Raw genomic sequence first — 24229 nt, 5'->3', positions numbered from 1 at the left:
ATGGCGCTGACCCAACTCAATTTCGTGCGCGGCGCGCAAGCGCCCAAGGGCTGGCGCCTGGCCTTGCTGGCCGCCGGCCTGCTGGCGCTGGGCGCGGCCGGCGTCGACTGGGTGCTGCAGGCGCGCCGCGCCGGCGCGCTCGAAGCGCAGCTGGCGCTGGTGCAGCCGCGCGAGGCGCCGCGCGCGCGCCTGTCGGAAGCCGACCAGCGCGCCCAGGACCGCCAGCTGGCCATCATCGGCGACGCCGTGCGCCAGCTTAATTTGCCGGTCACGCGCCTTGTCAAAGCCGTGCAGGCACCGGCCGACATTCACGTCGCGCTGCTCGGCATGGATCTGAACAGCAAGCCGGAAGCCGGTGCGCATCAGGGGGGGGCCAGCAGCAGCGCCGCCGGCGGCCTGAAAATCGCGGCCGAAGCCGAAACCGCGGGCGACATGACGAACTACGTCGCCTACCTCAACGAGCAGACCCTGTTCACCTCCGTGTACCTGGTCAAGCATGAATTGAACGGCGCGGCGCCCAACCGGCCGTACCGTTTTCAACTGGAGGCGCAATGGCAGGACTGAAAATCGCCAGCAACGGACAGCAGGCGGGCGCGCCGTCGATGCTGGCCGCGCGTGCCGGCTGGGAAGCGCGGCGCCACGGCGCACGCTTGGGCTGGGGCGCCGCGCTTGGGGCCTGCGCGCTGGCGGCCGCCGCCCTGTGCGCATGGCAGTCGACCCGCCTGCAGGCGCGCCAGCACGAGCTGGTGCAGCAAATCACGGCCGCGCGCACGGCCAAACCGGCGCAGCAGCGGGTAGCGCTGCCGGACGGCGCGCGCCGCGTGGCGGCCTTCTACGCCTACCTGCCCGCGCACGACACGATTCCCGACCTGCTCAAGCAGCTGGTCGATGTCGCCGTCAAAAACGGCGTGGTGCTGGCCAAGGCCGACTACAAGGCACAGACCGAGGATGGCGCCGCGTTCATGCGCTACCAGATCACCTTGCCGATCAAGGCCGACTACGCGAAGGTACAGGCGTTCATCGTCGGCGCCCTGCATGACATGCCGGCCCTGACCTTGGATTCCGTGACATTCAAGCGCGAGCAGATCGACACCGGCGAGGTCGAGGCGCGCGTGCATTTCAACCTGCTGGTCAGGACGGCAGTGGCAAAAGGAGGACGCCGATGAAAAAGATGACGATGGCGGTGGCGCTGGGCGCGACCCTGCTGGCCTGCTATTTCGCGCCCGATGACGATACCGACATGATCGCGCCGGCCCAGGCCCGCAGCATCGTGCCGGCAGCGGCCGTGGTGGTGCAGGCGCCGCTGGCCGAGCCTGAGGCGCCGCTGCTGGAAATCCGCCCGCGCGCGCAGGACGAGGAACTGGGCAACGCCTTTGCGCGCCAGAGCTGGCAGGGGCAGGTGGCCGGGCAGAATGACCCCGCCCCGGTCAAGCCGGCCGACAGCAGCGTCACCAAGCCGGTGCAGGCCACCGCATCCGGCCACGCGGGCGGCGCGCCGCAACTGCCGATCCGCCTGCTCGGACGCTTCCTCGACGATGGCAGGCAGGCCTACTTCCTGCAGGTCGAGGAACGCAACGTGGTGGCCTATGTGGGCGACAAGATCGACGAGAGCTACACCTTCGACAGTGCCGGCGACGACACCTTGACGTTCACGTATCTGCCGCTCCATAAGAAACAAACACTCGCAGTAGGGGAGATGAATTGAATCACACACTGACACACAAGCTGGCGCGTACACCGCTTCGCATGCTGGCCTTGGCCGTGGCGCTGAGCGCCTGCGCCGGTCCGCAGACCTTCAAGGAAGGCAAGGCCCTGCTCGAACAGGGACAGATCGAGCAGGGCCTGGCCAAGCTGGAAGAGGCCACGCGCCAGGAGCCCGGCAACGCCGAATACCGGATTGGCCTGTTAAGCCGCAAGGCCAGCATCGTCAATGCCTTCAACGCCCGCGCCGAGCAGCTGCGCCAGCAGGGCAATTTCAGCGAGGCCGAAAAGATGTCGGCCCGGGTGCTGGCGATCGATCCCGCCAACGCGGTCGCGCAGCAGGGCATGCAGGCGATCGCGATGGAACAGCGCCACAAGGAGATGGTGGCCGGCGCCGAGGCATCGTGGCGGCGCGCCGGCGAGGCCGACCAGGCCCAGGCGCTCGACGCCCTGCGCGTGGTGCTGCAGGAACGCCCCAACCAGCGCGACGCGCTGGCTTTGAGGAGCCGCATCGCCGACGAGCAGGCCAAGAAGGGCGCGGGCGGCGGCAAGCTGGCGGCCGCCTACCGCAAACCGGTGACCCTGGAGTTCCGCGACGCGCCGGTGCGTTCGGTGTTCGACTTCCTGGGCAAGGTCTCGGGCCTGAACTTCGTGTTCGACCGCGATGTCGACCCGGCCATCCGCACCACCATCTCGGTGCGCAATACCAGCCTGGAAGAAGCGATCCGCATGCTACTCTCGGCCAACCAGCTCGAACAAACCGTGACCGGCGAACGCGCCATCACGATCTACCCGAACACCGCGCAAAAGGTGAAGGATTACCAGCAGCTGGTGGTGCGCAGTTTTTACCTGGCCAATGCCGACGTGAAGACCGTCTCGTTTTCGATCAAGACCCTGCTCAAGGCCAAGGACATCGTCACCGACGACCGCCTCGGCATCATCATGATGCGCGACACGCCGGAGATGATCCGCATGGCCGAACGCATCATCGCCATGCAGGACATGGCCGATCCGGAAGTGATGCTCGAAGTCGAGGTGCTGGAAGTGAAACGCACGCGCCTGATGGAACTGGGCGTGCGCTGGCCCGACAAGGCCACCCTGAGCCTGGCCAGCGGCGGCGACAGCCTCGCGCCTTTGACCGTGGCCAGCCTTGGCGGGATCAACCGCGGCCGCATCAACGTCGCCATCGGCAGCGCCAGCATCAACGCCAACCAGGTCGATACCGACAGCAATCTGCTGGCCAATCCGCGCATCCGCGTGCGCAACAAGGAAAAGGCCAAGGTGCTGATCGGCGACCGCGTGCCGGTCATTACCGTCACCACCAACAATGGCGTCAGTTCCGACAGCGTCAATTATGTCGACGTGGGCCTCAAGCTCGACGTCGAGCCGAACGTCTACCTGGACGACGAGGTGGCGATCAAGGTCAATCTGGAAGTGAGCAACGTGGTCAAGGAAGTGATCAGCAAATCGGGCACGCAGGCTTACCAGATCGGCACCCGCAGCGCCGGCACGGTGCTGCGCCTGAAGGATGGCGAAACCCAGGTGCTGGCGGGCCTGATCAACGACGAGGACCGGCGCAGCGCCGACAAGCTGCCGGGCATGGGCGAGCTGCCGGTGCTCAAGCGCCTGTTCGGCAGCCAGAAGGATGACACCTCGCGCAGCGAGATCGTGTTGTCGATCACGCCGCGCATCCTGCGCAGCCTGCGCCGGCCCGACCTGATGACCGCGCAGTTCGACTCGGGCACCGAATCGAATGTGGGCGGGCGCGGTCCGGGCCCCGGCGGCGGATCGCCCGCCGCACCCGCCCAGCCGGGAGCCCAGGCGCCCGACCCTTCGCCGCCGGTGCAGCCGCCGGCGGCGCCATCGTCCATGACCGGCGGCGAGGAGCCGGCGCCGCCGCCGCCCGCCGGCGATAGTCCGGCCGGCATCGGGACCGGCACCGGCAAGCCGCCGGGCGCCGATGCGCCGCGCAAGGTGATCCAGTGAAGGCGCGCGGTTTCACCTTCGTCGAGCTGATTATCACTCTGGCGATCATGGGAACCCTGGCGACGGTGGCGGTGCCGATGGCGCAGGTGGCGGTGCAGCGCGAAAAGGAGCGCAGCCTGCGCAGCGCGCTGATCGAGATCCGCGAAGGGCTTGAAGCGTACAAGAAGGCGGCCGATCTTGGCCGCATCAAGACCGCGGTGGGCGACTCGGGCTATCCGAAAAAGCTGGAGGAACTGGTCGAGGGCGTGCCCGACCAGCTCAATCCCGCCAAGAAGAACATCTATTTTCTGCGGCGCCTGCCGCGCGATCCGTTCGCATCCCAGGACGAGGCGCGCGCCGCCGATACCTGGGCCAAGCGCTCGTACGCCTCGCCGCCGGATAATCCGAGCGAGGGCGAGGACGTGTTCGACGTCAGCTCGCGCTCGGCGGCGGTGGGATTGAACGGCGTGCCGCACAAGCTGTGGTGAGGAGATGAACATGAGAAGAGAACACAAGGGTTTTACCCTGGTCGAACTGCTGGTGGTGATGGCCATCATCGCGACCTTGCTGACGATTGCCGTGCCGCGCTATTTCGGCTCGGTGGACAAGTCGAAGGAAGTCGCGCTCAAGGAAAACCTGCATGTGCTGCGCCTGGGGATCGACAAATTTTACGGCGACAAGGGCGTGTATCCGGCCTCGCTGAGCGATCTGGTGACGTACAAGTATTTTCGGGCTGTGCCGGTCGACCCGGTCACCGAATCGAGCGTGACGTGGCAGCCGGTGGCCTCCATCGATCCGGACAAGCCGGGTGTGGCCGACATCCGCAGCGGCGCGCGCGGCAAGACGCGCGAGGGCGTGCCGTATGAGCAGCTGTAAGCGCGCACATCGCGGCGGGTTCGCCTACATCTGGACCCTGCTGCTGGTCGCTTTCATGGGGATCGGCAGCAGCATCGCCAGCGAGCTGTATTCGACCTCGGTGCGGCGCGACAAGGAGCGCGAGCTGCTGTTCATCGGCCACGAATTCCGCGCCGCCATCGCGCGCTATCACGACAGCGCCGCGCCCGGGCCGCAGATGTATCCATTGACCCTGCAGGACCTGATCAAGGACCCGCGCTTCCCGAACGCCAAGCGCCACCTGCGGCGCCTGTACGCCGACCCCATCACCGGCAAGGCCGACTGGGGCCTGGTCAAGGTCGAAGGCCGCATCGTGGGCGTGCATTCGCTGTCGCAGCGTGCGCCCATGAAGGTCGACAATTTCGACGATCACGACAGCGGCTTGCGCAACAAGAGCCGCTATGCGGACTGGGTGTTCGTTTACCCGCACGATATGTTCGTCGCGCCCCAGGAGGGGGAGGACGGCAAGAATGGCGGCGCGCTCCGGATCGGCGTCTTGCCCAGGCCGGGCGCGCCGCGCTGACATGCCTAGCGGCGGATCGAGCGAAAGGTCAGGCTGATGCGTTCGCCGGCATGCGGGTCTTTTGGAATCGCGTGCACCCATTCCTGCTGCACCTGCCCCGACATGTACAGCAGCGAACCGTTCGGCAACGGATAGTCGACCCGCAGCGCCGCGTCCAGTTTGTTGCGGTAGGCAATCGCGCGCACGCTGCCGAGCGAGATGATGGCCACGCCGGTGCCGTCGCTGAGGCCATCGGTGTCATCGGAATGGAAACCCATCGACGACTTGCCGTCGGGGTAGTAGTTCAGCAGGCAATTGTTGGGCCGGAAGCCGAGTTCCCCTTCAAGACGTGCGCACAGCGCGTCGAGCAGCGCCGGCATGGGCGCCTCCTCGTACGCGATCTGCGAGTAGTCGTAGCTGGCGCCGAAACTGGCCGTCTTGCGCGCCTTCATGCGCTCGTCCCATGTGACCGTGCTCATCAGCGTGGCGAACAGCGCATCGGGCTCGCCGATGAAAGCGGGACGAAGGCGAATCGGGGGTGTCTGCACGGGAGCGTATCGTCTACCGCACGTGGGCAAACTCCATCAGGTAAGGAAATGCCATGGTACACGGCTTACCCGAACAGCGTGCCGGTTTGTATTTTCTTTTCATGGCGACTTCCGCCACCAGCCTCGACAGTTCCAGGGTCGGTGTCATGACTGTCCTGGCCGATTGCGCATTGCCTTCGCTGTCGACCATGACGATCATGCTGAGCAGGCCCGGCACCGCCTCGCCTTCCGCGTTCGTCACATGGTGAATCGCGCGCAGCGCACCGCCGATGCCGCCAAGCGGATAAGGCGGCTCGTCGTTGTCGTCGAGCAGGGCGTACCGGCTGCGGAAAGCGTGCCGCTGTTCCTCGCTCAACTGCTCCCAGGATGCGCCGTACGGTTGCCCGCGGCCCGCAACGATGCGGTGCAGGATATGTGAGCCGGTCCTGGGCTCGTCCGCCCTCAGATACAGCGTCCTGGACGACGTGGGCGCGGGCACATCCGGTGTTACGCGCGGGATAACAGTGCCTCCCACGCGGCGCCCGTCGACCAATACCGCCACGCCCCGACCGGTGATCTGATCGTTCTTCCACTCTCCATCGTAGCGGCCGCCCAGCGCATAGACGATCGATCCCTGGCCTTCGCGCTTGCCGGCTTTCCACTCACCTTCGTATCGGTCGCCCTGCAGGTTAACGGACACGCCCTGCCCTTCCTCCAGTCCATCGCGAAACCCGCCCGTGTATTCCTTACCCGGATAGCTTGCGAGGGTGCCTTTGCCGTGAGGCCGGCCTTGCTCCACCATGCCCGCATAGCGCCAGGGCCTGCCTTCGTCGCCATGCTTTTCGATGACGCCTTCGCCATGCGCGTATCCCTCTTTGCAGGGACCGCGCCAGCGCAGGTCGGCGCCTGTTTCGATGCCGCGCAAGGCAAGGGCGCACCCATCGTCGGCTCGGGTTGGCGGCGAAAGCAGCAATGCGAGGGTGAGCAAGGGCAGGAGGAGAAACGGGTTCAAGCGGGGCAGCGAGGCCATGGCAGGCTCCTTTATCGAGGAATACCTGTTCGAGTGATATGCCGACAAATGGTTCCGCATAGCGCCGGTCCGGCCCGGCCGGCGCCCAGCTCACGTCGTGGCAAGGGCCTCAGGCCGGGTGTTTCCAGCTTCTCATGACGTACCGCCGGCAATCACGGCGTGATCGCCACCTTCAAGACGCCATCGCGCTGATGCATGAACAAGTCATAGGCCAGCTCGATCTGGTCGAGCTTGAAGCGGTGCGTGACCATCGGCTGCAGATCCACCCGCCCTGAAGCGACCACGTTCATCAACCGGCGCATGCGTTCCTTGCCGCCCGGGCATAAGGTGGTGATGATCCTGTGATCGCCCAATCCGGCCGCAAAGGCGTCGAGCGGCAAGCTCAGTTTTCCGGAGTAGACGCCCAGGCTGGAGAGCGTGCCGCCCGGCTTGAGCGCACGCAGGCAACTTTCAAACGTTTGCTGCGTTCCCAGCGCTTCGATGGCCACATCCACGCCGCGTCCCCCGGTCAGGCGCATGATCTCGGTCAGTGGATCGGTGGTGGTGTAATCGATGGTGACATCGGCGCCGAGCTTTCGGGCCGTCTCGAGCCGCCCCGCCACCCCATCGACCGCGATGATCAGGCTGGCACCCCTGAGCTTCGCACCGGCCGTCGCGCACAGGCCGATCGGACCCTGGGCAAAGATCACCACGGTGTCGCCGATCCTGATGCCGCCCCTTTCGGCGCCGCCGAAACCGGTACTCATGATGTCGGGGCACATCAGCACCTGCTCATCGGTCAGTCCATCCGGAATGGGTTCCAGATTGGACATGGCATGGGGTACCAGCAGATACTCGGCCTGGCAACCATCGATCGTGTTGCCGAATCGCCATCCGCCGGCAGCCTTGCCGCCGCACTGGGCCTGGTGGCCGTCGAGGCAGGGATGACATTGTCCACAGGGCGTGATCGCACCGACGATGACGCGCTGGCCAAGCACGTATCCAGTCACGCCGGCGCCCAGTTCGGCAATCACGCCGACCGGCTCGTGACCGATGGTGCGGCCGGGCTGCACCGGGAATTCGCCCTTCAGGATGTGGACATCGGTGCCGCAAATCGTGGTGGTGGTGATCCGGATGACCGCTTCGCCCGGTCCCGCGGCCGGAATCGGCTTGTCTTCAAGCACGATGTGACCGGGGCGGATAAACACTGCTGCTTTCATGGTACGCATAGCTGGCCTCCAGGCGAGTGTTACTTCGATGGCGTCTTCCCGGGAGCGAGCGCGGCATCGAACCGCGGCGCGCGAGAATGAGCTCCGGAAAAACCATAACAGTGTCGCAGGCGTGCGTCCGTACGCTGCCGTACCCCGCGTCCGTGGCAGCTTGTAGGTGGCGCCGGTTGGGCGGACACCGCGGCGACGCAAGCGGGCCGCGCAACGGGGCATGCGCTGACCGGTCAGTCCAGGGTGAATTTCATCGCGTAAGGGAAGGCCATGGCGCAGGGCTTGCCCGAGCAGCGCGCGGGTTTCGCCGTCGTAGCGGCCGCCCAGGGTATAGACCATGGACCCCTTGCCGTTTCGCTTGAAGTCCTTCGACTCGCCGTTGTAGCGGTCGCCATCCCCGCGCGCCTCGATGATGCCCTTGCCGTGAGCATAGCCATCCTTGCATGGACCCTGCCACAGGATCTTGATGTTGTCGACTGACGGGTAGCCGAGCTTGCATGTTTTCCGCCGCGCTGGCGAGCATGGGAAGCGCCAGGGCGAACATCGGGATGTGGCGGAGCAGCGAGGGCATGTCGGGCTCTATCATCGGAAAAAGGGGAGCAGCTACCCTGGATGATGAGTTCGGGCGCCGTGCCGACACATGGTTCCACGTCGCGCCAGCGATATGATCCGGCTGGCGTCGTCGTGCTGCCCGCTTAGAACCAGCTGCGGTTAAAGACCATGGTGTACGGGAAGGCCATCGCGCAAGGCTTGCCCGAGCAGCGTGCCGGTTTGTATTTCTCGTTCATGGCGACAAAACCCGCCATTTCCGACAGTTTGGCATCCGGCGTCACGTACACATTGACCGATTGGGCCTTGCCCTCGCTGTCGATCATGACCACCATGCTCAAGAGGCCGAAGGCCGGGTCGTGCGCATTGATCTTCTGGATCGCGCCAAGCACGTTGCCGTTGCCGAGCAGCGGGTACGGCGGTTCGTCCGCCGGGTCGAGCAAGGGATACCAGCCGCGCACGATGGCCCGTTCCTGCTCGCTCAGTTGTTCGTACGAGGCCTTGAACGGCACTTGGCCTCCTGTGACCACCTTGTGCGCAATGTGCGTGCCCAGGCGCGGCCCTTCCGCCTTGAGATCGTGTTCCCTGGACGGCTCGGGCGGCGCCTTGGCCGCTGCGCTCACCTTGTCCTGATCGCCGTCGGCCGGCTGGCTGACCGCCACCGCGCCGACCCGCCGCCCGCTCGAGTACAGCGCCACGCCATTGCCGTTCGGCCGGTCGTTCTTCCATTCGCCGTCGTAGCTTCCGCCCAGGGTGTACACGATTGCGCCCTTGCCTTCGCGCTTGCCGGCTTTCCATTGGCCCTTGTAGCGGTCGCCGACCTGGTTGACCGAGGTGCCGGTGCCGTCGCGCAGGCCATCGCGGAACTCGCCCCCGTATTCATGGCCCGGGTAGTACATCAGGTACCCTTTGCCATGCGGCCGGCCGGCTTCGACCATGCCTTCGTAGCGCCAGGTGTTGACGTCGCTGGTGCGTTTTTCGATCACGCCCATGCCATGCGCATAGCCGTCCTTGCATGGCCCCTGCCAGCGCATGTCGTCGCCGGGCGCCGCGTCGGGCAGGGCCAGTTTGCAGGCTTCCTCGCTGCGCACCGCCAGGGGCAGCAGCAGGGACAGGAGCAAGGGAAGCATCAGGACGCGGGTGGACGCGCGAGGGGAAATCGGCATGTGGTTCTTTCGTTGCAAGCAATGGGTTCGAACCACCAAGCGTATCAGAGCTTGCCCACCTTGCGCGACATAAAAGTGTAGGCCAGCGCCTCGCCGTCGATGCGGAACATGTCGGCGATTTCGCCGGTCTGCACGAAACCGCAGCGCGCGTACAGCTGGCGCGCCGGCACGTTCACCGACAGGACTTCCAGGTCGATCCAGTCGAGTTCCGCCTCGCCGCCGGCCCAGGCGGCCGCCACGTCGATCAGACGGGCCCCCAGGCCCTGTTTGCGGGCATCGCGGTGTACACCCATGCCGAGCAGCGCGCGGTGCGTGGAGGCGCCTTCAGGCCGCGCACGCAGGTCGACGTGGCCGGCGATGCCGCCTTGCGCATCGACCGCCAGCCACAGTCGCCGCCAACCGGGCTGCCCGAGGGCGGTCGTGGTGGCGCTGCGAAAGGCGCTTTCGCGTTCGGGCCCGAAGCGCGAGGCGGTGCGCGCCATCGGCATGAACAGCGCCGTAGCGCCGCTGCCGTTGTCGCGCAGGTGGTCGTTCAGGTAGGCGAAAAAGGCGTCCAGGTCCTCGCTGGCCGCCGCCCGGATGATCGCTTCGCCCGCCATGCTTACAGCGCCCGCGCGATCAGGATTTTCTGGATGTCGCTGGTGCCTTCGTAGATCTGGCACACGCGCACGTCGCGGTAGATGCGCTCGACCGGGAAGTCGCTCACGTAGCCGTAGCCGCCGTGCACCTGGATCGCGTCCGAGCAAACCCGTTCCGCCATTTCGGAGGCGAACAGCTTGGCCATCGCGGCTTCCTTCAGGCAGGGCAGGCCGGCATCCTTCATCGACGCGGCGTGGCGGATCAGCTGGCGCGCGGCCTCGATCTGGGTGGCCATCTCTGACAGCTTGAACTGCACCGACTGGTGCTCGAAAATGGGCTTGCCGAAGCTTTCGCGCTCGCGCGCATACACCAGGGCCGCTTCGAACGCGGCGCGCGCCATGCCGACCGCCTGCGACGCGATGCCGATGCGCCCGCCCTCGAGACCGGACAGGGCGATCTTGTAGCCCTGGCCTTCTTCGCCAATCAGGTTGGCGGCCGGGATGCGGCAATTCTCGAACAGGATCTGCGCAGTGTCCGACGAGTGCTGGCCCATCTTCTGTTCCAGGCCGGCCACGATGTAGCCCGGCGTCGCCGTCGGCACCCAGAAGGCGCTGATGCCCTTCTTGCCGGCCGCCTTGTCGGTGACCGCCATGACGATCGCCACGTCGGCGTATTTGCCGCTGGTGATGAACTGCTTGGTGCCGTTCAAGACGTAGTCGTCGCCCTCGCGCGTGGCGGTGGTGCGCAGCGCGGAGGCGTCGCTGCCGGTATGCGGCTCGGTCAGGGCGAACGCGCCCAGCATCTTGCCTTGCGCGAGGGGGCGCAGCCACTGCTCTTTTTGCGCGTCGTTCGCATACATCATGGCGATGCTGCACACCGGGCAGTTGTTGACCGAAATGATGGTCGAGGTGCCGCCGTCGCCGGCGGCGATTTCTTCGAGCACCAGCGCCAGCGACACGTAATCGAGGCCGGCGCCGCCCAGTTCTTCGGGCACCGCCACGCCGAAGGCGCCCAGCGCGGCCAGCTCCTTCAGTTCGTCCTTGGGAAAGTAGTGCTCCTTGTCCCAGCGCGCGGCATTGGGCGCGAGGCGTTCCTGCGAAAAGCTGCGCAGGGCGTCGCGGATCATCTGGTGTTCTTCGGTCAGTATCATAGGTGTCGTTTAAGTTGGGCTTACCAGGGAATTGGCGTGCCGTCGTAATTGAGGAAGGCGCCGTTGGCCGCGGCGTCGATGCCGGCCAGGGTGGCGCGCAGGCCGGCCGCGCTTTGTTCGACCGTGATGTCGGCGCTCGGGCCGCCCATCTCGGTCTGGACCCAGCCGGGGTGGAAAGCCACGCAGGTCGCGCCCTTGGGGCCGAATTTGATGCTGGTATCGACCAGCACCGAGTTCAGGGCCGCCTTGCTGGCGCGGTACAGGGTGCCGGACGCGCTGCTGCGCGCGTCCATCGATGCCATGCGCGAGGAGATCACGGCCAGCTTGCCGCGTGCCTCGGCCACCATCGGCGCGATCACGGGCAGCAGACGCAAGGCCGCCAGCACATTGGTGTGCATGACCGAATCGAAGTCGGCCTGGGTGGGAAAACCGTCGTGGCGCGGGCCGTACACGCCGGCGTTGAGGAAGGCGGCGTCGAGCAGTTCGCCGTCCAGGTTCCAGCCCAAGGCGGCGATGGAGTCGGCGCTGGTGACGTCGAGCTGGTACGGATGCACGCCCATGGCGCCGAGGGCGGCGCAGTCGTCGCTCTTGCGGGCGGTGGCGATCACGCGCCAGCCGTCCGCCAGGTACTGGCGCACCAGTTCGCGGCCAATGCCGCGCGAGGCGCCGATGATCAGTGCTGTTGGCATTGAGTCTCGTGTGGTGAGTAGCGTGGTTTTTTACAATTGACCGCCTAAGTAAGCTCCGTCATTCCCGCGCAGGCGGGGATCCATAACACCTGTGCTCAGAGATGCCATGGGTTCCCGCCTGCGCGGGAACGACGGCTCCTGGAGAGGCGGGAACGACGGATGGTCGGATTACATCATCTCGAACGCCATGGCCGTCGCTTCGCCGCCGCCGATGCACAGCGAGGCCACGCCGCGCTTGCCGCCGGTTTTCTTCAGGGCGCCGAGCAGGGTGACGATGATGCGCGCGCCGGAGGCGCCGATCGGGTGGCCCAGCGCGCAGGCGCCGCCGTGGATGTTGACCTTCTCGTGCGGGATGTCGAGTTCGTGCATCGCCGCCATCGGCACCGCCGCAAAGGCTTCGTTGATCTCGTACAGGTCCACGTCCGATGGCTTCCAGCCGGTCTTGGCGAACAGCTTTTGCAGTGCGCCGATCGGGGCCGTGGTGAACAGGTTCGGTTCCTGCGCAAACGTGGCATGGCCGACGATGCGGGCGATCGGCGCCAGGCCCAGTTCGCGCGCCTTCGATTCGCGCATCAGCACCAGTGCGGCGGCGCCGTCGTTGATCGATGACGACGAGGCGGCGGTGATGGTGCCGTCCTTCTTGAAGGCGGGCTTCAGGGCCGGGATCTTGTCCAGCTTGGCCTTGGCCGGGCCTTCATCCTTGTCGATCACGGAGTCGCCCGCGCGGGTGGTAACGGTAACAGGCGCGATTTCCCACTTGAAGTAGCCTTCGTTGTTGGCTTCCTGCGCGCGCTTGACCGAGGCGATCGCAAACGCATCCTGCGCTTCGCGGGTGAAGGAGTACTTGACCACGCATTCTTCGGCAAAGGTGCCCATGGAACGGCCTTCGCCGGTCTTCTCGTTGCGCGAGTAGGCGTCTTCCAGACCGTCGTACATCATGTGGTCGAACATCATGCCGTGGCCGATGCGGTAGCCGCCGCGCGCCTTGGGAATGAGGTAGGGCGCGTTGGTCATCGATTCCATGCCGCCGGCGACGATGATGTCGGCGCTGCCCGCGAGCAGGCTGTCATGCGCAAAAATTGTCGCCTGCATGGCCGAGCCGCACATCTTGGACAGAGTCACCGCGCCGGCCGACAATGGCAAGCCGCCCTTGATGGCGGCCTGGCGCGCCGGTGCCTGGCCCTGGCCCGCCATCAGGCAGTTGCCGAAGTAGACATGTTCGACCAGCTTGGCGTCGACGCCGGAACGCTCGACAGCCGCGGCGATCGCCACGGCGCCCAGGTCGCTGGCGGACTTGGAAGAAAAATCGCCCTGGAACGCGCCCATGGGTGTGCGGGCGGCGCCGACGATAACGACTGGATCATTCATTGTGTAAGTTCTCCAAATAAGATGGGGTATAGACCGCCGGGTTGTCGGCGGACGACTGGTTGCAGAACCGGATCTGCTGCGGATACGGGAATACGTCTTCGATATGGCCGTCCATGATGCGCTGCTTGCGTGACTGCCAGAAATCCCTGGTCAACAAATCCGCATGGTGCTGCATGAAATAGCGGCGGATTTTTGCGTTGCCGAGCAAAAATGCACCGAACTGCTCGGGAAAAACATCGTGCTTGCCGATCGAATACCACGGCTCGGCCGACATTTCATCTTCGTCGTTGCGCGCTTCCGGGATGTTGCGGAAATTACAGTCGGTGATGTATTCGATTTCGTCGTAATCGTAGAACACCACCCGGCCGTGGCGGGTGACGCCGAAGTTTTTGTACAGCATGTCGCCGGGGAAGATGTTCGCCGCCACCAGTTCCTTGATGGCGTTGCCGTATTCGAGCACGCCGTGTTCGATCAGGGCATCGTCGCCGGCCATTTCCGCCTTGTTCAGGAAAATGTTCAGCGGCACCATGCGCCGTTCGATGTACAGGTGGCGGATGATGATGCGGTCGCCTTCGTATTCGACCAGCGACGGTGCGTGATGCATCAGCTCGGCGATCAGCTCTTCCGAGAAGCGTTCCAGCGGGAACGCCACGTTTGAGTATTCCAGGGTATCGGCCATGCGCCCCACCCGGTCGTGGTTCTTGACCAGCAGGTATTTTTCCTTGATCTGGGCGCGCGTGGTTTCCTTGGGCGCCGGGAAAAAATCCTTGATGACCTTGAATACGTAGGGGAACGAGGGCAGCGCGAACACCAGCATCACCAGGCCCTTGATGCCGGGAGCGATCTCGAAGCGGTCGGCGGTGTGTTTCAGGTGCTGCAGGTAGTCGCGGTAGAACAGGGTCTTGCCCTGCTTTTGCAGGCCGAGGATGGTGTAGATTTCACTTCTCGGCTTGCGCGGCAGCAGGCTGCGCAGGAACTGCACATAGGCCGACGGCACTTCCATGTCCACCAGGAAGTAGGCACGGGTGAACGAAAACAGGATGGTGATCTGTTCATGGTCGAACAGCACCGTGTCGAGGATCAGCTCGCCATGGCGGTTGTGCAGGATCGGCACGATGAAGGGATATTCGCGGTTGCCGTTGATACCCTTGCCGACGATGTAGGCGCCCTTGTTGCGGAAAAACAGGCTCGACAACACCTGGATCTGGTGGTTCGGCTCCAGCGCTTCGCTGCCGAAAATCTGCTTGAGGCGGCCTTCGACCAGCCCGATGTCGCGGTCGAGGTTGGCGAACTTGCAGTTGAGCTGGAAATTCGTGACGATGCGCTTGAGCGCGAAGCGCAGGCCATCCTTGGCCGGGTAGTACACGCGGTAGGTCGGCAGCAGCTCGTCGGTTTCGATGTATTCGGTGGACACCACCGGGCGCACGAAAATGAAATCGTTGTGGAAATAGGTGCGGTGCAGGATGTTGCAGCAGACCGAGTTGAAGAAGGTTTCCGCCAGCTCGGGCTGCTTGTGGCCGGAGAGCATGCCGATATAGTGCAGCTTGAGTTCGCGCCAGACTTCGTCGGTCAGTTCGCCGTTATCGTATTCATCTTCGAGCACTTGCACGCATTCCTGCACGCGCTGGTCGTAGAAACCGATGCGCTCGCGCGCCGCCTGCTGGGCCACGGACCAGGAACCGGTTTCGAAATGGCGCTTGGCGACCTGGCTGGTCTGGCGGAACAGGCGGTAGTGCTTGTCGAAACCGTCGAGGATGGTGCGGGCGATGTCGAAAGCAATCTGCGAAGACAGCAGCTTGGGGAACGCAACTTGTGTCATCTGGCTTCTCGATCAGTCTTTGGTGGGAAGACTATTCTATATGGTAGCGCCGTTACGGCCGTGCCCGCACCCGCCACCAGCTACCCCGTCGTTCCCGCCTGCGCGGGAACGACGGTGTTTAGCCTAGTGGCATATCCACTCTGCGGAACGGCAGGAGACTTACTTTGTCTCTGCAAACAGTTCGCGGCCGATCAGCATGCGGCGGATTTCGCTGGTGCCTGCGCCGATTTCGTAGAGCTTCGCATCGCGCCACAGACGTCCGACCGGATACTCGTTGATATAACCATTGCCGCCCAGGGTCTGGATCGCTTCGCCCGCCATCCAGGTGGCCTTTTCGGCGCTGTACAGGATCGCGCCAGCGGCATCCTTGCGCAGGTTGCGGATCGCTTCCGGCGTCTTGGCGCGGTCGCAGGCCTGGCCCACGGCGTACACATACGCCTTGCACGCCATCATGGTCGAGTACATATCGGCCAGTTTGCCCTGCATGAGCTGGAATTCGCCGATCGGCTGGCCGAACTGCTTGCGCTCGTGCACATACGGCACCACCGCATCCATGCAGGCCGCCATGATGCCCAGCGGCCCGCCCGACAGCACGGTGCGCTCGAAATCGAGGCCCGACATCAGCACATTGACACCCTTGCCCAGGCCGCCCAGCACGTTTTCGGCCGGCACTTCGCAATCCTGGAATACCAGTTCGCCCGTGTGCGAGCCGCGCATGCCCAGCTTGTCGAGTTTTTGCGCGATCGAGAAACCCTTGTAGCCTTTTTCGATGATGAAAGCCGTCATGCCGCGCGGGCCGGCTTCCAGGTCGTTCTTGGCGTACACCACCAGCACGTCGGCGTCAGGGCCGTTGGTGATCCACATCTTGGTGCCGTTGAGCACCCAGCGGTCGCCCTTGAAGTCGGCGCGCAGCTTCATGCTGACCACATCCGATCCCGCGTTCGGCTCGGACATGGCCAGGGCGCCGATGTATTCGCCGGAAATGAGCTTGGGCAGGTACTTCATCTTCTGTTCTTCGGTGCCGTTGCGCTTGATCTGGTTGACGCACAGATTCGAGTGGGCGCCGTACGACAGGCCGACCGAGGCCGACGCGCGCGAAATTTCTTCCATCGCCACGATGTGGGCCAGGTAGCCCATCTGGGCGCCGCCGTACTGCTCGTCGACGGTGATGCCGAGCACGCCCAGGTCGCCCATCTTGCGCCACAGGTCCATCGGGAATTGGTCGCTGCGGTCGATTTCCGCCGCGCGGGGAGCGATCTCTACCGCGGCGAATTGTTGAACTGCTTCGCGCAGCGCGGCGATGTCTTCGCCATGGTCAAAGGTCAAGCCTGGAAGATGCAGCATGGTGTCGTCCTCGCGGGGGTCGGAATGGGAAGACTTCATCATACGCATGTTTGACGTTAACGTAAACGTCAAGCAGTCGCGCTTTTTTGTGGCCTCAGGCGTTGGCGGTGGTTTCGGCCAGCATGCGGCGGCATTCTTCTTCATGGGCGGCAATTTCGGCCAGGGCCATGTCGATATCCTCGCGCTGGCGCTCCAGGGTTTCGCGCTGGTGGGCCAGCACGCCGAGGAAGCGGTTCATCTGGGCCGCAGTATCCTTGGGCGACTCGTACATGTCGACGATGCTCTTGATTTCCGACAAGGTCAGGCCGAGGCGCTTGCCGCGCAAGGTCAGCTTGAGATGGGTGCGGTCGCGTGCCGTGTAGACCCGGTTGCGTCCACCCACGCCTTCGCGGCTGGGGCGCAGCAAGCCCTGGTCTTCGTAGAAACGGATGGCGCGCGCGGTAATGTCGAATTCGCGCGCCAGTTCGGCGATGGTATAGGTACGTAGGGACATCAGTGGCTCATCAACTAATAAGAAGCGGCGGTGGGAGGAGACGGCGCGGAAATCGCCTGCGCGAATATGCGTATTGGCTTCCGTTTACGTCAACGTCAACCTATTGTAGCGTGCCTGCCGCCATCCCGAACGCGAAAGATGGGGTTCCCGCCGCAGCCATTCCGTTCGCCCCTGGCCTTGGCCCGCGGCCGTGTTTGGACCGGATTGCTATACCGGACTCATGTATTTGCATCTGATCCAGCACAAACCGCGTGATCGTGCGCAGGGGACGCCGGGTTGGGGCGATCTACACTGATTTGGTCGACCAAGTGACTTTCGCGCCGACCGGACCGCGCAAATCAGTGTTTATCAATCAAGATTTTTCGCGCCCGCCGACCGCGTCCCGGACATGTACAATGCCTGCCAAATTGTTACATGCAAAGTGGGAGTTGTCACAATTGGTCTCAACTGTGAAGAGACTGACTTTCATGCCGTTGCGTGAAATAGTGCCACCCATGAATTCATCCAACGAACGGGAAAGCTTTAGTGAACGCCTGCAGCAGGCACTGAAGAACGCCCACTACTCACCCGACAGTCCCACACGCTTGGCGCGGGAATTTAACATTCGCTTCGATGGACGGCCGATTACAGTGCACGCCGCCCGGAAATGGCTGGTGGGAGAGGCTATACCCACCCAAGAGAAGCTGCGCATGATCGCCCAATGGCTGGGCGTGCCGGCGGAATGGCTGCGCTTTGGCGGCGACGAAAGTGCCGCCGCCAACGGCGACGGCGCAGCCGGTTTGTCACGCTTCGAATCGGCCGACGTGAAATTAATCGCCGATTTACAGCGTTTGGACGAGCATCATCGTCAAATTGCGAGAGAATTCATTCGCATGCTGGTACGCATTAATTACCAAAAGTAGCGATTTAACATATATGTCGGCAATGATAGCGTTGATCTAAAACTATTCTTGTCACGCTGACGCGCCTGATTTTGGGCCGCTGGCTGATCACGGCCGCAGTCCGCGCCGCCTCCACCCCCCTACCTTGACCCGGTCCTCTACAAATTCGACGCGGCTTTATGATTTGTCATGGCGACGCCATAAAATTCATGCACAATGGTCAGACCACGGGTAGAGTTTCTTTTGGGAATGAAATTATATTGTGCCGCCCAAAACCGGAATAGTGGCTCATAATCGCAGCAGCACTTGTAGTCTTGTCATCCCGTTACGCACCAAGCCGAGGATTCAGCCGCCTTATGAAAAGTAACTACAGCAACACCGCGCAGCTCAAGGACCTGATGACCGTTCCCCCGATGACTGCGGCGCAGCATGCGGAAGTGATGCGCAAGCGCATCCAGCATCGCCGCATGGTCGAGGAAGCAAAAGAATTGAAAAAGGCCGACAGCTGGCAGTTCGACAAGCGCTGAGCAACGCCCGGCAAGGAAGCGCCGGCGCCAGGCTGGCGCGGCCGCCCGCACGCCTCAGGTGTCCGGCGTCGTGTCCGAACCGGCTTTCATGCCGCCCCAGCGCGGGGCCAGGGCATGCTCCACCCCAAACAGGTCCATCACCCGTCCCACCGTATGATCGACCATCTCGTCGATGCTTTCCGGCTTGTGATAAAAGCTCGGCAGCGGTGGAAAGATCACTCCTCCCATTTCCGTGACCGCCGTCATATTGCGCAGGTGCGCCAGGTTGAACGGGGTTTCGCGCACCATCAGCACCAGCCGGCGGCGCTCCTTGAGCACCACATCGGCGGCGCGCGCGATCAGGTTGTCGGACAGGCCCAGGGCCACGGCGGCCAGGGTTTTCATCGAGCAGGGCGCGATCACCATGCCGTCGGACTGGAACGAGCCGCTGGCGATCGAGGCGCCCACATCGCGGTTCTTGTGCACGACATGGGCCAGCGCCTCGACCTCGCGGCGCTGCATGCCCAGTTCCTGGTGCAGGGTCAGGACGGCTGCGTCGGAGACGATCAGGTGGGTTTCGATGCCGGGTGTGGCGGCCAGTTGCTGCACCAAGCGCACGCCATACACGGCGCCGGTGGCGCCGGTGATGGCGACAACCAGGCGCCGCGGGCGACCATCAGGCATCGAGCAGGGCTTTGAGTTCGCCCGATTCGAACATCTCGTTCATGATGTCGGAGCCGCCGATGAATTCACCCTTGACGTAGAGCTGGGGAATGGTCGGCCAGTTCGAATAGTCCTTGATACCCTGGCGCACTTCCGGGTCTTCCAGCACGTTGACGGTGGCGATGTTCTCGACGCCGCAGGCTTTCAGGATCTGGATGGCACGGCCGGAAAAGCCGCATTGTGGAAACTGCGCGGTTCCCTTCATGAACAGCACCACGGGAGTGGCGGTTACGGTTTCTTTGATCCAGGTTTTTACGTCGCTCATGGCTTGCCTCGGTGGGAAATAGGTTAGATGCCGCCATTTTATAAGAAAACGGCGGGGGGTGGACGTTTGGGGGCCGGCGGCGTTGGATGTAGCCGCCGGCTAGTTACTTTGGCGTAGGGGTACCCACCACCGTCGTTCCCGCGCAGGCGGGAACCCAAGTTCTGATTAGCCCGTGACTGCGCCACGACCTTGGGTTGCCGTGGGGGCGCCTAGCCCTGCTCGGGAACGACGGAGGTAGCCTTCAGGATTCGGCCCAGGCAAACCGCGTCATCGCGCCCGACGTATTTACCGTAGTTGGAAATGACACTGTAACCGTGCCTGGCGTAGAAAGCCACGGCGCGCGTGTTGACCTTGCGCGTTTCGAGCCACAGCTGGCGGTAGCCGAGGCCCTGCGCCGCCTGCTCCACGTGCGCCAGCAAGGCCGCGCCGACACCGTTCGTTCCGGGGCGCGCGAACATGCGTTTGACTTCCCCCACGTCGTCATCGAGCGGGCGCAGTGCCGCGCAGCCGAGCGCTTGCCCGGCCGCGCCGCGCGCCACCACGAACAGCGAGCGCGCCACCCGCGTATCGTCGGCCGCGAACGAGGCCTTGCCGCTGTCGCCCGTGAGCGCCGCCAGCGCCGCCGACAGTTCCTCGATCAGGATGCGGGCATCAGGGCTGTCCGGATCGCAGGCGGCGATGGCGATCATGGACGGCTTACCCGCGCAGCTTGGCGAAGGCTGCCGCCATCGAGCCGCCGGCCGGTGCCGGCGCGCGGTCCTGCTTCTGCTGGTGCTGCGCCAGGCGCTTGCCGTCGGTGCGGTCGCCGCGCTGCTCGGGCTTGGAGCCGGCCTGCGGCGCGCTGTCGGTCAGGCGCATGGTCAGGGCGATGCGCTTGCGCTTCTCGTCCACTTCCAGCACCTTCACGCGCACCACCTGGCCAGCCTTGACCACCGTGTGCGGGTCCTTGACGAAGGTGTTCGACAGCGCCGAGATATGCACCAGTCCATCCTGGTGCACGCCGATGTCGACGAACGCGCCAAAGGCGGCCACGTTGGTCACCACGCCTTCCAGAATCATGTCCGGGCGCAGGTCGCGGATCTCTTCCACGCCTTCCTTGAAGGTGGCGGTGGTGAATTCGGGGCGCGGATCGCGGCCCGGCTTTTCCAGCTCCTTGAGGATGTCGGTAATGGTCGGCACGCCGAATTTGTCATCCGCGTACTTGGCTGGATTGAGTGTCTTGAGGAGCGAGGCGTCGCCGATGACGGCCTTCATCTCCTTCTTGATATCGGCAAGGATTTTTTCCACCAGCGGATACGATTCCGGGTGCACCGCCGAGGCGTCGAGCGGATTGGCGCCGCCCATCACGCGCAGGAAGCCCGCCGCCTGTTCGAAGGTTTTGTCGCCCAGGCGCGGCACCGCTTTCAGGTCCGCGCGCGAGGTGAAGGCGCCTTTCAGGTCGCGGTAGGTGACGATGGCCTGCGCCACGCTGGAGGAGAGGCCCGACACGCGCGCCAGCAGCGGCGCCGAGGCGGTGTTGACGTCCACCCCGACCGCGTTCACGCAATCTTCGACGACGGCGTCGAGCGAGCGCGCCAACTGGGTCTGGCTGACATCGTGCTGGTACTGGCCCACGCCGATCGATTTCGGATCGATCTTCACCAGTTCGGCCAGCGGGTCTTGCAGGCGGCGCGCGATCGACACCGCCCCGCGCAGCGACACGTCCATGTCGGGCAGTTCGCGCGAGGCGAATTCGGAGGCCGAGTAGACCGAGGCGCCGGCTTCCGAGACGACGATCTTGGTGAGCTTGAGTTCCGCGCGCTGCTTGATCAGGTCTTGCGCCAGCTTGTCGGTTTCGCGCGAGGCGGTGCCGTTGCCGATCGAGATCAGCGACACATTGTGTTTCGCGGCCAGCGCGCCGAGCACGTGGAGCGAACCGTCCCAGTCGTTGCGCGGCTGGTGCGGGTAGATGACGGCGGTGTCGACCACCTTGCCGGTGGCATCGACCACGGCCACCTTGACGCCGGTGCGCAAGCCCGGGTCCAGGCCCATGGTGGCGCGCGGGCCGGCCGGCGCGGCCAGCAGCAGCGCTTTGAGGTTCAGGGCGAACACGTTGATGGCATCGAGTTCGGCGCGTTCGCGCAGGGCGCCCATCAGCTCCGTTTCGAGGTGCATGAAGCTTTTGACGCGCCAGGTCCAGCGGGCCGTATCGGCCAGCCATTTGTCGGCCGGGCGGCCCAGGTTCTTGATGCCGAAGCGCGCGGCGATGCGGCCTTCGCACGGGTTGTGCGGCGCGTCCCATTTCGGCTTTTCGGCTTCGGTGTCGAGGCGCAGCACCACGTCCAGCACGCCTTCGCGGCGGCCGCGCAAGAGGGCCAGCGCGCGGTGCGAGGGAACGGTGGAAATGGTTTCGGAGTAGTCGAAGTAATCGGCGAATTTTTCGCCTTCATCCTGTTTGCCTTCGACCACCTTCGATTCGACGATGCCGTGTTCGCGCACGTATTCGCGCAGCGATTGCAGAAGGGTTGCGTCTTCGGCGAAGCGTTCCATCAGGATCTGGCGCGCGCCGTCCAGCGCGGCCTTGGTGTCGACCACGCCGGGGTTGTTGCCGTCGTCGCTGGTGAAGGCGTCGCGCAGGTAGTTGGCGGCTTCTTCTTCCGGGGCGACGGTCGGGTCGCCCAGCAGCTTGTCGGCCAGGGGCGCCAGGCCCGCTTCGATCGCGATCTGGGCCTTGGTGCGGCGCTTCTGCTTGTAGGGCAGGTAGAGGTCTTCCAGCCGGGTCTTGTCTTCGGCGTGGGTGACGGCGTCGAGCAGGGCCGGCGTCATCTTGTTCTGTTCGGTGATGGACGAGATGATCGCGGCGCGCCGGTCTTCCAGCTCGCGCAGGTAGCGCAGGCGTTCTTCCAGCAGGCGCAACTGGATATCGTCCAGCCCGCCGGTCGCTTCCTTGCGGTAGCGCGCGATGAAGGGAACGGTGGCGCCCTCGTCCAGCAGGGCAATGGCGGCGGCAACTTGTACAGGCTTGGCGGCAAGTTCTATGGCGAGGCGTTGTTCGATAGTTGGGAGCATGGGTGAACATCCTGGTGAGTCAAGCACGGAATGATACGCAATCGCGGCGAATGCGCCAGTCTTGACAGTGCTCGAACGGTGTGCAGGGCGGCCGCTGGTTTGGCCGCTGGTTTAGCTGATTGATACCGCGCAGTGTACAGTGCCTTTCCTGTCCCGTTATCAGCGTTCATCACGATAAAAAAATTGCGCCAGTATTTTCTCGAACTTCAATCGACATTACCTGCGGATGGCCCGGGTTTCAGTGCCGTCGTGCTGGAGGAAAATGCGGTGGTATGCGAGTTGCATCATGGGCTGGCGTCGCTGGAGCTGGAGGTGCCGCTGTCGGGAAAATCGGCTTATTATCTGGCGTCGGAATCGAAGCAGTTTACGGCGGCCTGCGTGCTGGCGCTGGTGCGCGCCGGGAGGATGGGACTCGATGACGATGTGTGCGCGCATCTGCCGGAACTGGCGCGGATGGAGCAGACGTTTCCGTTACGCTCGCTGCTCAATCACAGCAGCGGGATTCCCGATTATTTTCAGTTTTTAGCGTGCCAGCTGGGGCGGCATGAAGCCGACTATTTTAATAATGCGCTGATTCTGAAGATGATTGCGTGCTTCGATGCGGTCGATTTTCCGACCGGCACAAAGCATGGCTACAGCAACAGCAATTACATCCTGCTCGCGGCATTGATTGAACGCCTGAGTGGATTGTCGCCGGCGCGTTTTGCATACGAGACCTTGTTCAAGCCGCTGGGAATTGAACGGATGGGGTTTGACGATGACCGCAGCAATGTGCTTGCGCACCGTGTGTTCAGTTACGCGGCGGATGCGGCGCGGCCACGCCGGTACAAACAGCATCTGGGGAACGCGAATACGGTTGGCGACGGTGGGGTGTATGCCAGCACCGATGAACTGGTGCTGTGGGAGCGTGAGTGGCATCGGCAGTGGGCCGATTGCGCAAGCCTGCTGCATGCGATGCTGCAGCCATCGCCTTTGGTGGATGGCACGGCGCTGCCGTATCGTTTCGGGCTGGAGATCATTCGGCGTGAGGGCACCGATGTGGTTTTTCATAGTGGCTGCTTGTGGAGCTTTCATACACTGCTGATGCGGATGCCGGCGCGGCGGCTGTCCGTGATCTATCTGGCCAACTGCGACAGCGCGGAACCGGACATGGAGCGCATGCTGGCGGCAATGGCGTGAGGCTTCCCTGCTCGTCAGTATCGTAGATATTTATCCCGTCACGCAAGCCAATATCCGAACGTGCCACTGACAATGAGCGCGCTCCATGCAGCTATCGCTAATGCCACATTGACATTTTCTGAGTAAAAAAACATTTGACTCAATACGTATTGAACTTGGCCTGCACCCGTTAAGAATCCGAAACAGGCAGCCACAGCCAGCACGACGCCTCCGCAATATGGAATAGACGCGTATAGATAGATGATCTCCCAATGGTGTCCTCGTAAAAAAATAACCAGAGCAAAAGGAAAAATGATTGTTCCTGCACCAGTAACTCCCAGGGCAATGAATGCACCGACAACGCGGTTTTTTAGGTTCATTAAGAATTTTAACCTTAAGGATTTTGGTGCTCTATCGGCGTACTCGGAGGTGTGGCAACAAACCATTTGCTCAGTTTGTCGACAAGACGGATTGCCAGATTATTCCGTCGCTCAAGGGCTGAAAAGCGACGATTCTACAGAACTGCGCTGCTGGAAATTTCATGAACCATCAGTGTAAAAAGTGCGTATAAGAAATATTTCTTTCGTGGCAAGTGAAGGGCGCAGGTCGTCCATGGTTAATTTCGGTCGCCACCGCACGACTATTTACCCGCTGAGCATGAATGCGATTCGCC

26 protein-coding genes are annotated in these 24229 nt (G+C 63.6%); 10 read left to right on the top strand and 16 right to left on the bottom strand.

All coding sequences use genetic code 11. The features are described 5' to 3' along the window. The 7 genes from IV454_RS07150 to IV454_RS07120 are packed head-to-tail and all read left to right on the top strand — an operon-like array spanning position 1 to position 5083. The gene (locus IV454_RS07150) at positions 1-564 is read left to right on the top strand and encodes a hypothetical protein (protein WP_206090898.1); all 564 of its coding nucleotides are present in this window, start codon (positions 1-3) and stop codon (positions 562-564) included. Beyond that, positions 552-1166 carry a type 4a pilus biogenesis protein PilO gene (locus tag IV454_RS07145; protein ID WP_206090897.1) on the top strand — a complete coding sequence of 205 codons (615 nt, stop codon included), beginning with the start codon at positions 552-554 and terminating at the stop codon, positions 1164-1166. Before IV454_RS07150 ends, IV454_RS07145 begins: the two co-directional genes overlap by 13 nt. Continuing rightward, the gene (locus IV454_RS07140; RefSeq protein ID WP_206090896.1) at positions 1163-1705 is read left to right on the top strand and encodes a hypothetical protein; all 543 of its coding nucleotides are present in this window, start codon (positions 1163-1165) and stop codon (positions 1703-1705) included. Before IV454_RS07145 ends, IV454_RS07140 begins: the two co-directional genes overlap by 4 nt. Continuing rightward, positions 1702-3687 (top strand): secretin GspD/PilQ domain-containing protein, encoded by a 1986-nt coding sequence (locus tag IV454_RS07135; RefSeq protein WP_229522109.1) that lies wholly within the window; start codon positions 1702-1704, stop codon positions 3685-3687. The genes IV454_RS07140 and IV454_RS07135 overlap by 4 nt, the downstream gene beginning before the upstream one ends. Further along, complete coding sequence (locus tag IV454_RS07130) at positions 3684-4154, top strand: type II secretion system protein (RefSeq protein WP_206090895.1); 471 nt, start codon at positions 3684-3686, stop codon at positions 4152-4154. The genes IV454_RS07135 and IV454_RS07130 overlap by 4 nt, the downstream gene beginning before the upstream one ends. A 4-nt stretch (positions 4155-4158) precedes the next feature. Further along, positions 4159-4542, top strand: a complete 384-nt coding sequence (locus IV454_RS07125; RefSeq protein WP_206090894.1) for a type IV pilin protein — start codon at positions 4159-4161, stop codon at positions 4540-4542. Then, positions 4529-5083 (top strand): type II secretion system protein, encoded by a 555-nt coding sequence (locus IV454_RS07120; protein WP_206090893.1) that lies wholly within the window; start codon positions 4529-4531, stop codon positions 5081-5083. The genes IV454_RS07125 and IV454_RS07120 overlap by 14 nt, the downstream gene beginning before the upstream one ends. Positions 5084-5088: 5 nt before the next feature. On the opposite strand, the gene IV454_RS07115 is transcribed toward IV454_RS07120, so the two are convergent. The 11 genes from IV454_RS07115 to IV454_RS07065 form a co-directional block, all read right to left on the bottom strand. Beyond that, the gene (locus tag IV454_RS07115) at positions 5089-5610 is read right to left on the bottom strand and encodes an alpha-ketoglutarate-dependent dioxygenase AlkB family protein (RefSeq protein ID WP_206090892.1); all 522 of its coding nucleotides are present in this window, start codon (positions 5608-5610) and stop codon (positions 5089-5091) included. A gap of 13 nt (positions 5611-5623) precedes the next feature. Continuing rightward, the gene (locus IV454_RS07110) at positions 5624-6619 is read right to left on the bottom strand and encodes an MORN repeat-containing protein (RefSeq protein ID WP_206090891.1); all 996 of its coding nucleotides are present in this window, start codon (positions 6617-6619) and stop codon (positions 5624-5626) included. A gap of 152 nt (positions 6620-6771) precedes the next feature. Then, complete coding sequence (locus IV454_RS07105) at positions 6772-7827, bottom strand: NAD(P)-dependent alcohol dehydrogenase (RefSeq protein ID WP_206090890.1); 1056 nt, start codon at positions 7825-7827, stop codon at positions 6772-6774. A gap of 686 nt (positions 7828-8513) precedes the next feature. Continuing rightward, positions 8514-9533, bottom strand: coding sequence for an MORN repeat-containing protein (locus tag IV454_RS07100; protein WP_206090889.1), 1020 nt, complete (start codon positions 9531-9533; stop codon positions 8514-8516). Between the two features lie 44 nt (positions 9534-9577). After that, positions 9578-10132, bottom strand: coding sequence for a GNAT family N-acetyltransferase (locus IV454_RS07095; protein ID WP_206090888.1), 555 nt, complete (start codon positions 10130-10132; stop codon positions 9578-9580). A 2-nt stretch (positions 10133-10134) separates the two neighbouring features. Beyond that, positions 10135-11262, bottom strand: a complete 1128-nt coding sequence (locus IV454_RS07090) for an acyl-CoA dehydrogenase family protein (protein ID WP_206090887.1) — start codon at positions 11260-11262, stop codon at positions 10135-10137. A 20-nt stretch (positions 11263-11282) separates the two neighbouring features. Continuing rightward, positions 11283-11951 carry an SDR family oxidoreductase gene (locus tag IV454_RS07085; protein WP_206090886.1) on the bottom strand — a complete coding sequence of 223 codons (669 nt, stop codon included), beginning with the start codon at positions 11949-11951 and terminating at the stop codon, positions 11283-11285. Between the two features lie 168 nt (positions 11952-12119). After that, positions 12120-13319 carry an acetyl-CoA C-acyltransferase gene (locus IV454_RS07080; protein WP_206090885.1) on the bottom strand — a complete coding sequence of 400 codons (1200 nt, stop codon included), beginning with the start codon at positions 13317-13319 and terminating at the stop codon, positions 12120-12122. Beyond that, complete coding sequence (gene aceK, locus IV454_RS07075; RefSeq protein ID WP_206090884.1) at positions 13312-15138, bottom strand: bifunctional isocitrate dehydrogenase kinase/phosphatase; 1827 nt, start codon at positions 15136-15138, stop codon at positions 13312-13314. Before aceK ends, IV454_RS07080 begins: the two co-directional genes overlap by 8 nt. A gap of 159 nt (positions 15139-15297) precedes the next feature. Beyond that, on the bottom strand, positions 15298-16482 hold the full coding sequence (locus IV454_RS07070) for an isovaleryl-CoA dehydrogenase (protein ID WP_206090883.1): 1185 nt from the start codon (positions 16480-16482) through the stop codon (positions 15298-15300). Between the two features lie 94 nt (positions 16483-16576). After that, positions 16577-16975 carry a MerR family transcriptional regulator gene (locus IV454_RS07065; protein WP_054265287.1) on the bottom strand — a complete coding sequence of 133 codons (399 nt, stop codon included), beginning with the start codon at positions 16973-16975 and terminating at the stop codon, positions 16577-16579. Positions 16976-17469: 494 nt separating this feature from the next. Here IV454_RS07065 and IV454_RS07060 point away from each other — a divergent pair, with 494 nt between their 5' ends. Both IV454_RS07060 and IV454_RS07055 read left to right on the top strand, forming a co-directional pair. Then, complete coding sequence (locus IV454_RS07060) at positions 17470-17877, top strand: hypothetical protein (RefSeq protein WP_054265286.1); 408 nt, start codon at positions 17470-17472, stop codon at positions 17875-17877. Between the two features lie 335 nt (positions 17878-18212). Beyond that, complete coding sequence (locus tag IV454_RS07055) at positions 18213-18383, top strand: hypothetical protein (RefSeq protein WP_167086010.1); 171 nt, start codon at positions 18213-18215, stop codon at positions 18381-18383. Positions 18384-18437: 54 nt separating this feature from the next. Here the strand turns inward: IV454_RS07055 and IV454_RS07050 are convergent, their stop codons facing one another. The 4 genes from IV454_RS07050 to IV454_RS07035 form a co-directional block, all read right to left on the bottom strand. Next, positions 18438-19046: a UbiX family flavin prenyltransferase gene (locus IV454_RS07050; protein WP_206090882.1), complete on the bottom strand. Its 609-nt coding sequence runs from the start codon at positions 19044-19046 to the stop codon at positions 18438-18440. After that, positions 19039-19350, bottom strand: a complete 312-nt coding sequence (gene grxD, locus IV454_RS07045) for a Grx4 family monothiol glutaredoxin (RefSeq protein ID WP_206090881.1) — start codon at positions 19348-19350, stop codon at positions 19039-19041. The genes IV454_RS07050 and grxD overlap by 8 nt, the downstream gene beginning before the upstream one ends. Positions 19351-19559: 209 nt before the next feature. Next, complete coding sequence (locus IV454_RS07040; protein ID WP_206090880.1) at positions 19560-20039, bottom strand: GNAT family N-acetyltransferase; 480 nt, start codon at positions 20037-20039, stop codon at positions 19560-19562. 7 nt (positions 20040-20046) lie between these two features. Next, positions 20047-22398 (bottom strand): Tex family protein, encoded by a 2352-nt coding sequence (locus IV454_RS07035; protein WP_206090879.1) that lies wholly within the window; start codon positions 22396-22398, stop codon positions 20047-20049. 183 nt (positions 22399-22581) lie between these two features. Here IV454_RS07035 and IV454_RS07030 point away from each other — a divergent pair, with 183 nt between their 5' ends. Beyond that, on the top strand, positions 22582-23577 hold the full coding sequence (locus tag IV454_RS07030) for a serine hydrolase domain-containing protein (RefSeq protein ID WP_229522107.1): 996 nt from the start codon (positions 22582-22584) through the stop codon (positions 23575-23577). Positions 23578-23615: 38 nt separating this feature from the next. On the opposite strand, the gene IV454_RS07025 is transcribed toward IV454_RS07030, so the two are convergent. Beyond that, entirely contained in the window at positions 23616-23936 is a 321-nt protein-coding gene (locus tag IV454_RS07025; RefSeq protein WP_206090878.1) for a hypothetical protein, read from the bottom strand. Between the last annotated feature and the right edge of the window lie 293 nt (positions 23937-24229).

Origin of the sequence: Massilia antarctica (genome assembly GCF_015689335.1) — a bacterium.
Classification (GTDB): domain Bacteria; phylum Pseudomonadota; class Gammaproteobacteria; order Burkholderiales; family Burkholderiaceae_D; genus Telluria_A; species Telluria_A antarctica.
This window is presented reverse-complemented; position numbering and strand designations above follow the sequence as displayed.

What these genes read in the sequence shown, in the direction of transcription:
- IV454_RS07085 (WP_206090886.1), bottom strand. Translation starts at nt 11,951, where the DNA reads ATGCCAACAGCACTGATCATCGGCGCCTCGCGCGGCATTGGCCGCGAA.
- IV454_RS07100 (WP_206090889.1), bottom strand. Translation starts at nt 9,533, where the DNA reads ATGCCGATTTCCCCTCGCGCGTCCACCCGCGTCCTGATGCTTCCCTTG.
- IV454_RS07065 (WP_054265287.1), bottom strand. Translation starts at nt 16,975, where the DNA reads ATGTCCCTACGTACCTATACCATCGCCGAACTGGCGCGCGAATTCGAC.
- IV454_RS07090 (WP_206090887.1), bottom strand. Translation starts at nt 11,262, where the DNA reads ATGATACTGACCGAAGAACACCAGATGATCCGCGACGCCCTGCGCAGC.
- IV454_RS07025 (WP_206090878.1), bottom strand. Translation starts at nt 23,936, where the DNA reads ATGAACCTAAAAAACCGCGTTGTCGGTGCATTCATTGCCCTGGGAGTT.
- IV454_RS07120 (WP_206090893.1), top strand. Translation starts at nt 4,529, where the DNA reads ATGAGCAGCTGTAAGCGCGCACATCGCGGCGGGTTCGCCTACATCTGG.
- IV454_RS07040 (WP_206090880.1), bottom strand. Translation starts at nt 20,039, where the DNA reads ATGATCGCCATCGCCGCCTGCGATCCGGACAGCCCTGATGCCCGCATC.
- aceK (WP_206090884.1), bottom strand. Translation starts at nt 15,138, where the DNA reads ATGACACAAGTTGCGTTCCCCAAGCTGCTGTCTTCGCAGATTGCTTTC.
- IV454_RS07050 (WP_206090882.1), bottom strand. Translation starts at nt 19,046, where the DNA reads ATGCCTGATGGTCGCCCGCGGCGCCTGGTTGTCGCCATCACCGGCGCC.
- IV454_RS07035 (WP_206090879.1), bottom strand. Translation starts at nt 22,398, where the DNA reads ATGCTCCCAACTATCGAACAACGCCTCGCCATAGAACTTGCCGCCAAG.
- IV454_RS07145 (WP_206090897.1), top strand. Translation starts at nt 552, where the DNA reads ATGGCAGGACTGAAAATCGCCAGCAACGGACAGCAGGCGGGCGCGCCG.
- IV454_RS07060 (WP_054265286.1), top strand. Translation starts at nt 17,470, where the DNA reads ATGAATTCATCCAACGAACGGGAAAGCTTTAGTGAACGCCTGCAGCAG.
- IV454_RS07070 (WP_206090883.1), bottom strand. Translation starts at nt 16,482, where the DNA reads ATGCTGCATCTTCCAGGCTTGACCTTTGACCATGGCGAAGACATCGCC.
- IV454_RS07105 (WP_206090890.1), bottom strand. Translation starts at nt 7,827, where the DNA reads ATGCGTACCATGAAAGCAGCAGTGTTTATCCGCCCCGGTCACATCGTG.
- IV454_RS07150 (WP_206090898.1), top strand. Translation starts at nt 1, where the DNA reads ATGGCGCTGACCCAACTCAATTTCGTGCGCGGCGCGCAAGCGCCCAAG.
- IV454_RS07095 (WP_206090888.1), bottom strand. Translation starts at nt 10,132, where the DNA reads ATGGCGGGCGAAGCGATCATCCGGGCGGCGGCCAGCGAGGACCTGGAC.
- IV454_RS07125 (WP_206090894.1), top strand. Translation starts at nt 4,159, where the DNA reads ATGAACATGAGAAGAGAACACAAGGGTTTTACCCTGGTCGAACTGCTG.
- grxD (WP_206090881.1), bottom strand. Translation starts at nt 19,350, where the DNA reads ATGAGCGACGTAAAAACCTGGATCAAAGAAACCGTAACCGCCACTCCC.
- IV454_RS07055 (WP_167086010.1), top strand. Translation starts at nt 18,213, where the DNA reads ATGAAAAGTAACTACAGCAACACCGCGCAGCTCAAGGACCTGATGACC.
- IV454_RS07140 (WP_206090896.1), top strand. Translation starts at nt 1,163, where the DNA reads ATGAAAAAGATGACGATGGCGGTGGCGCTGGGCGCGACCCTGCTGGCC.
- IV454_RS07080 (WP_206090885.1), bottom strand. Translation starts at nt 13,319, where the DNA reads ATGAATGATCCAGTCGTTATCGTCGGCGCCGCCCGCACACCCATGGGC.
- IV454_RS07110 (WP_206090891.1), bottom strand. Translation starts at nt 6,619, where the DNA reads ATGGCCTCGCTGCCCCGCTTGAACCCGTTTCTCCTCCTGCCCTTGCTC.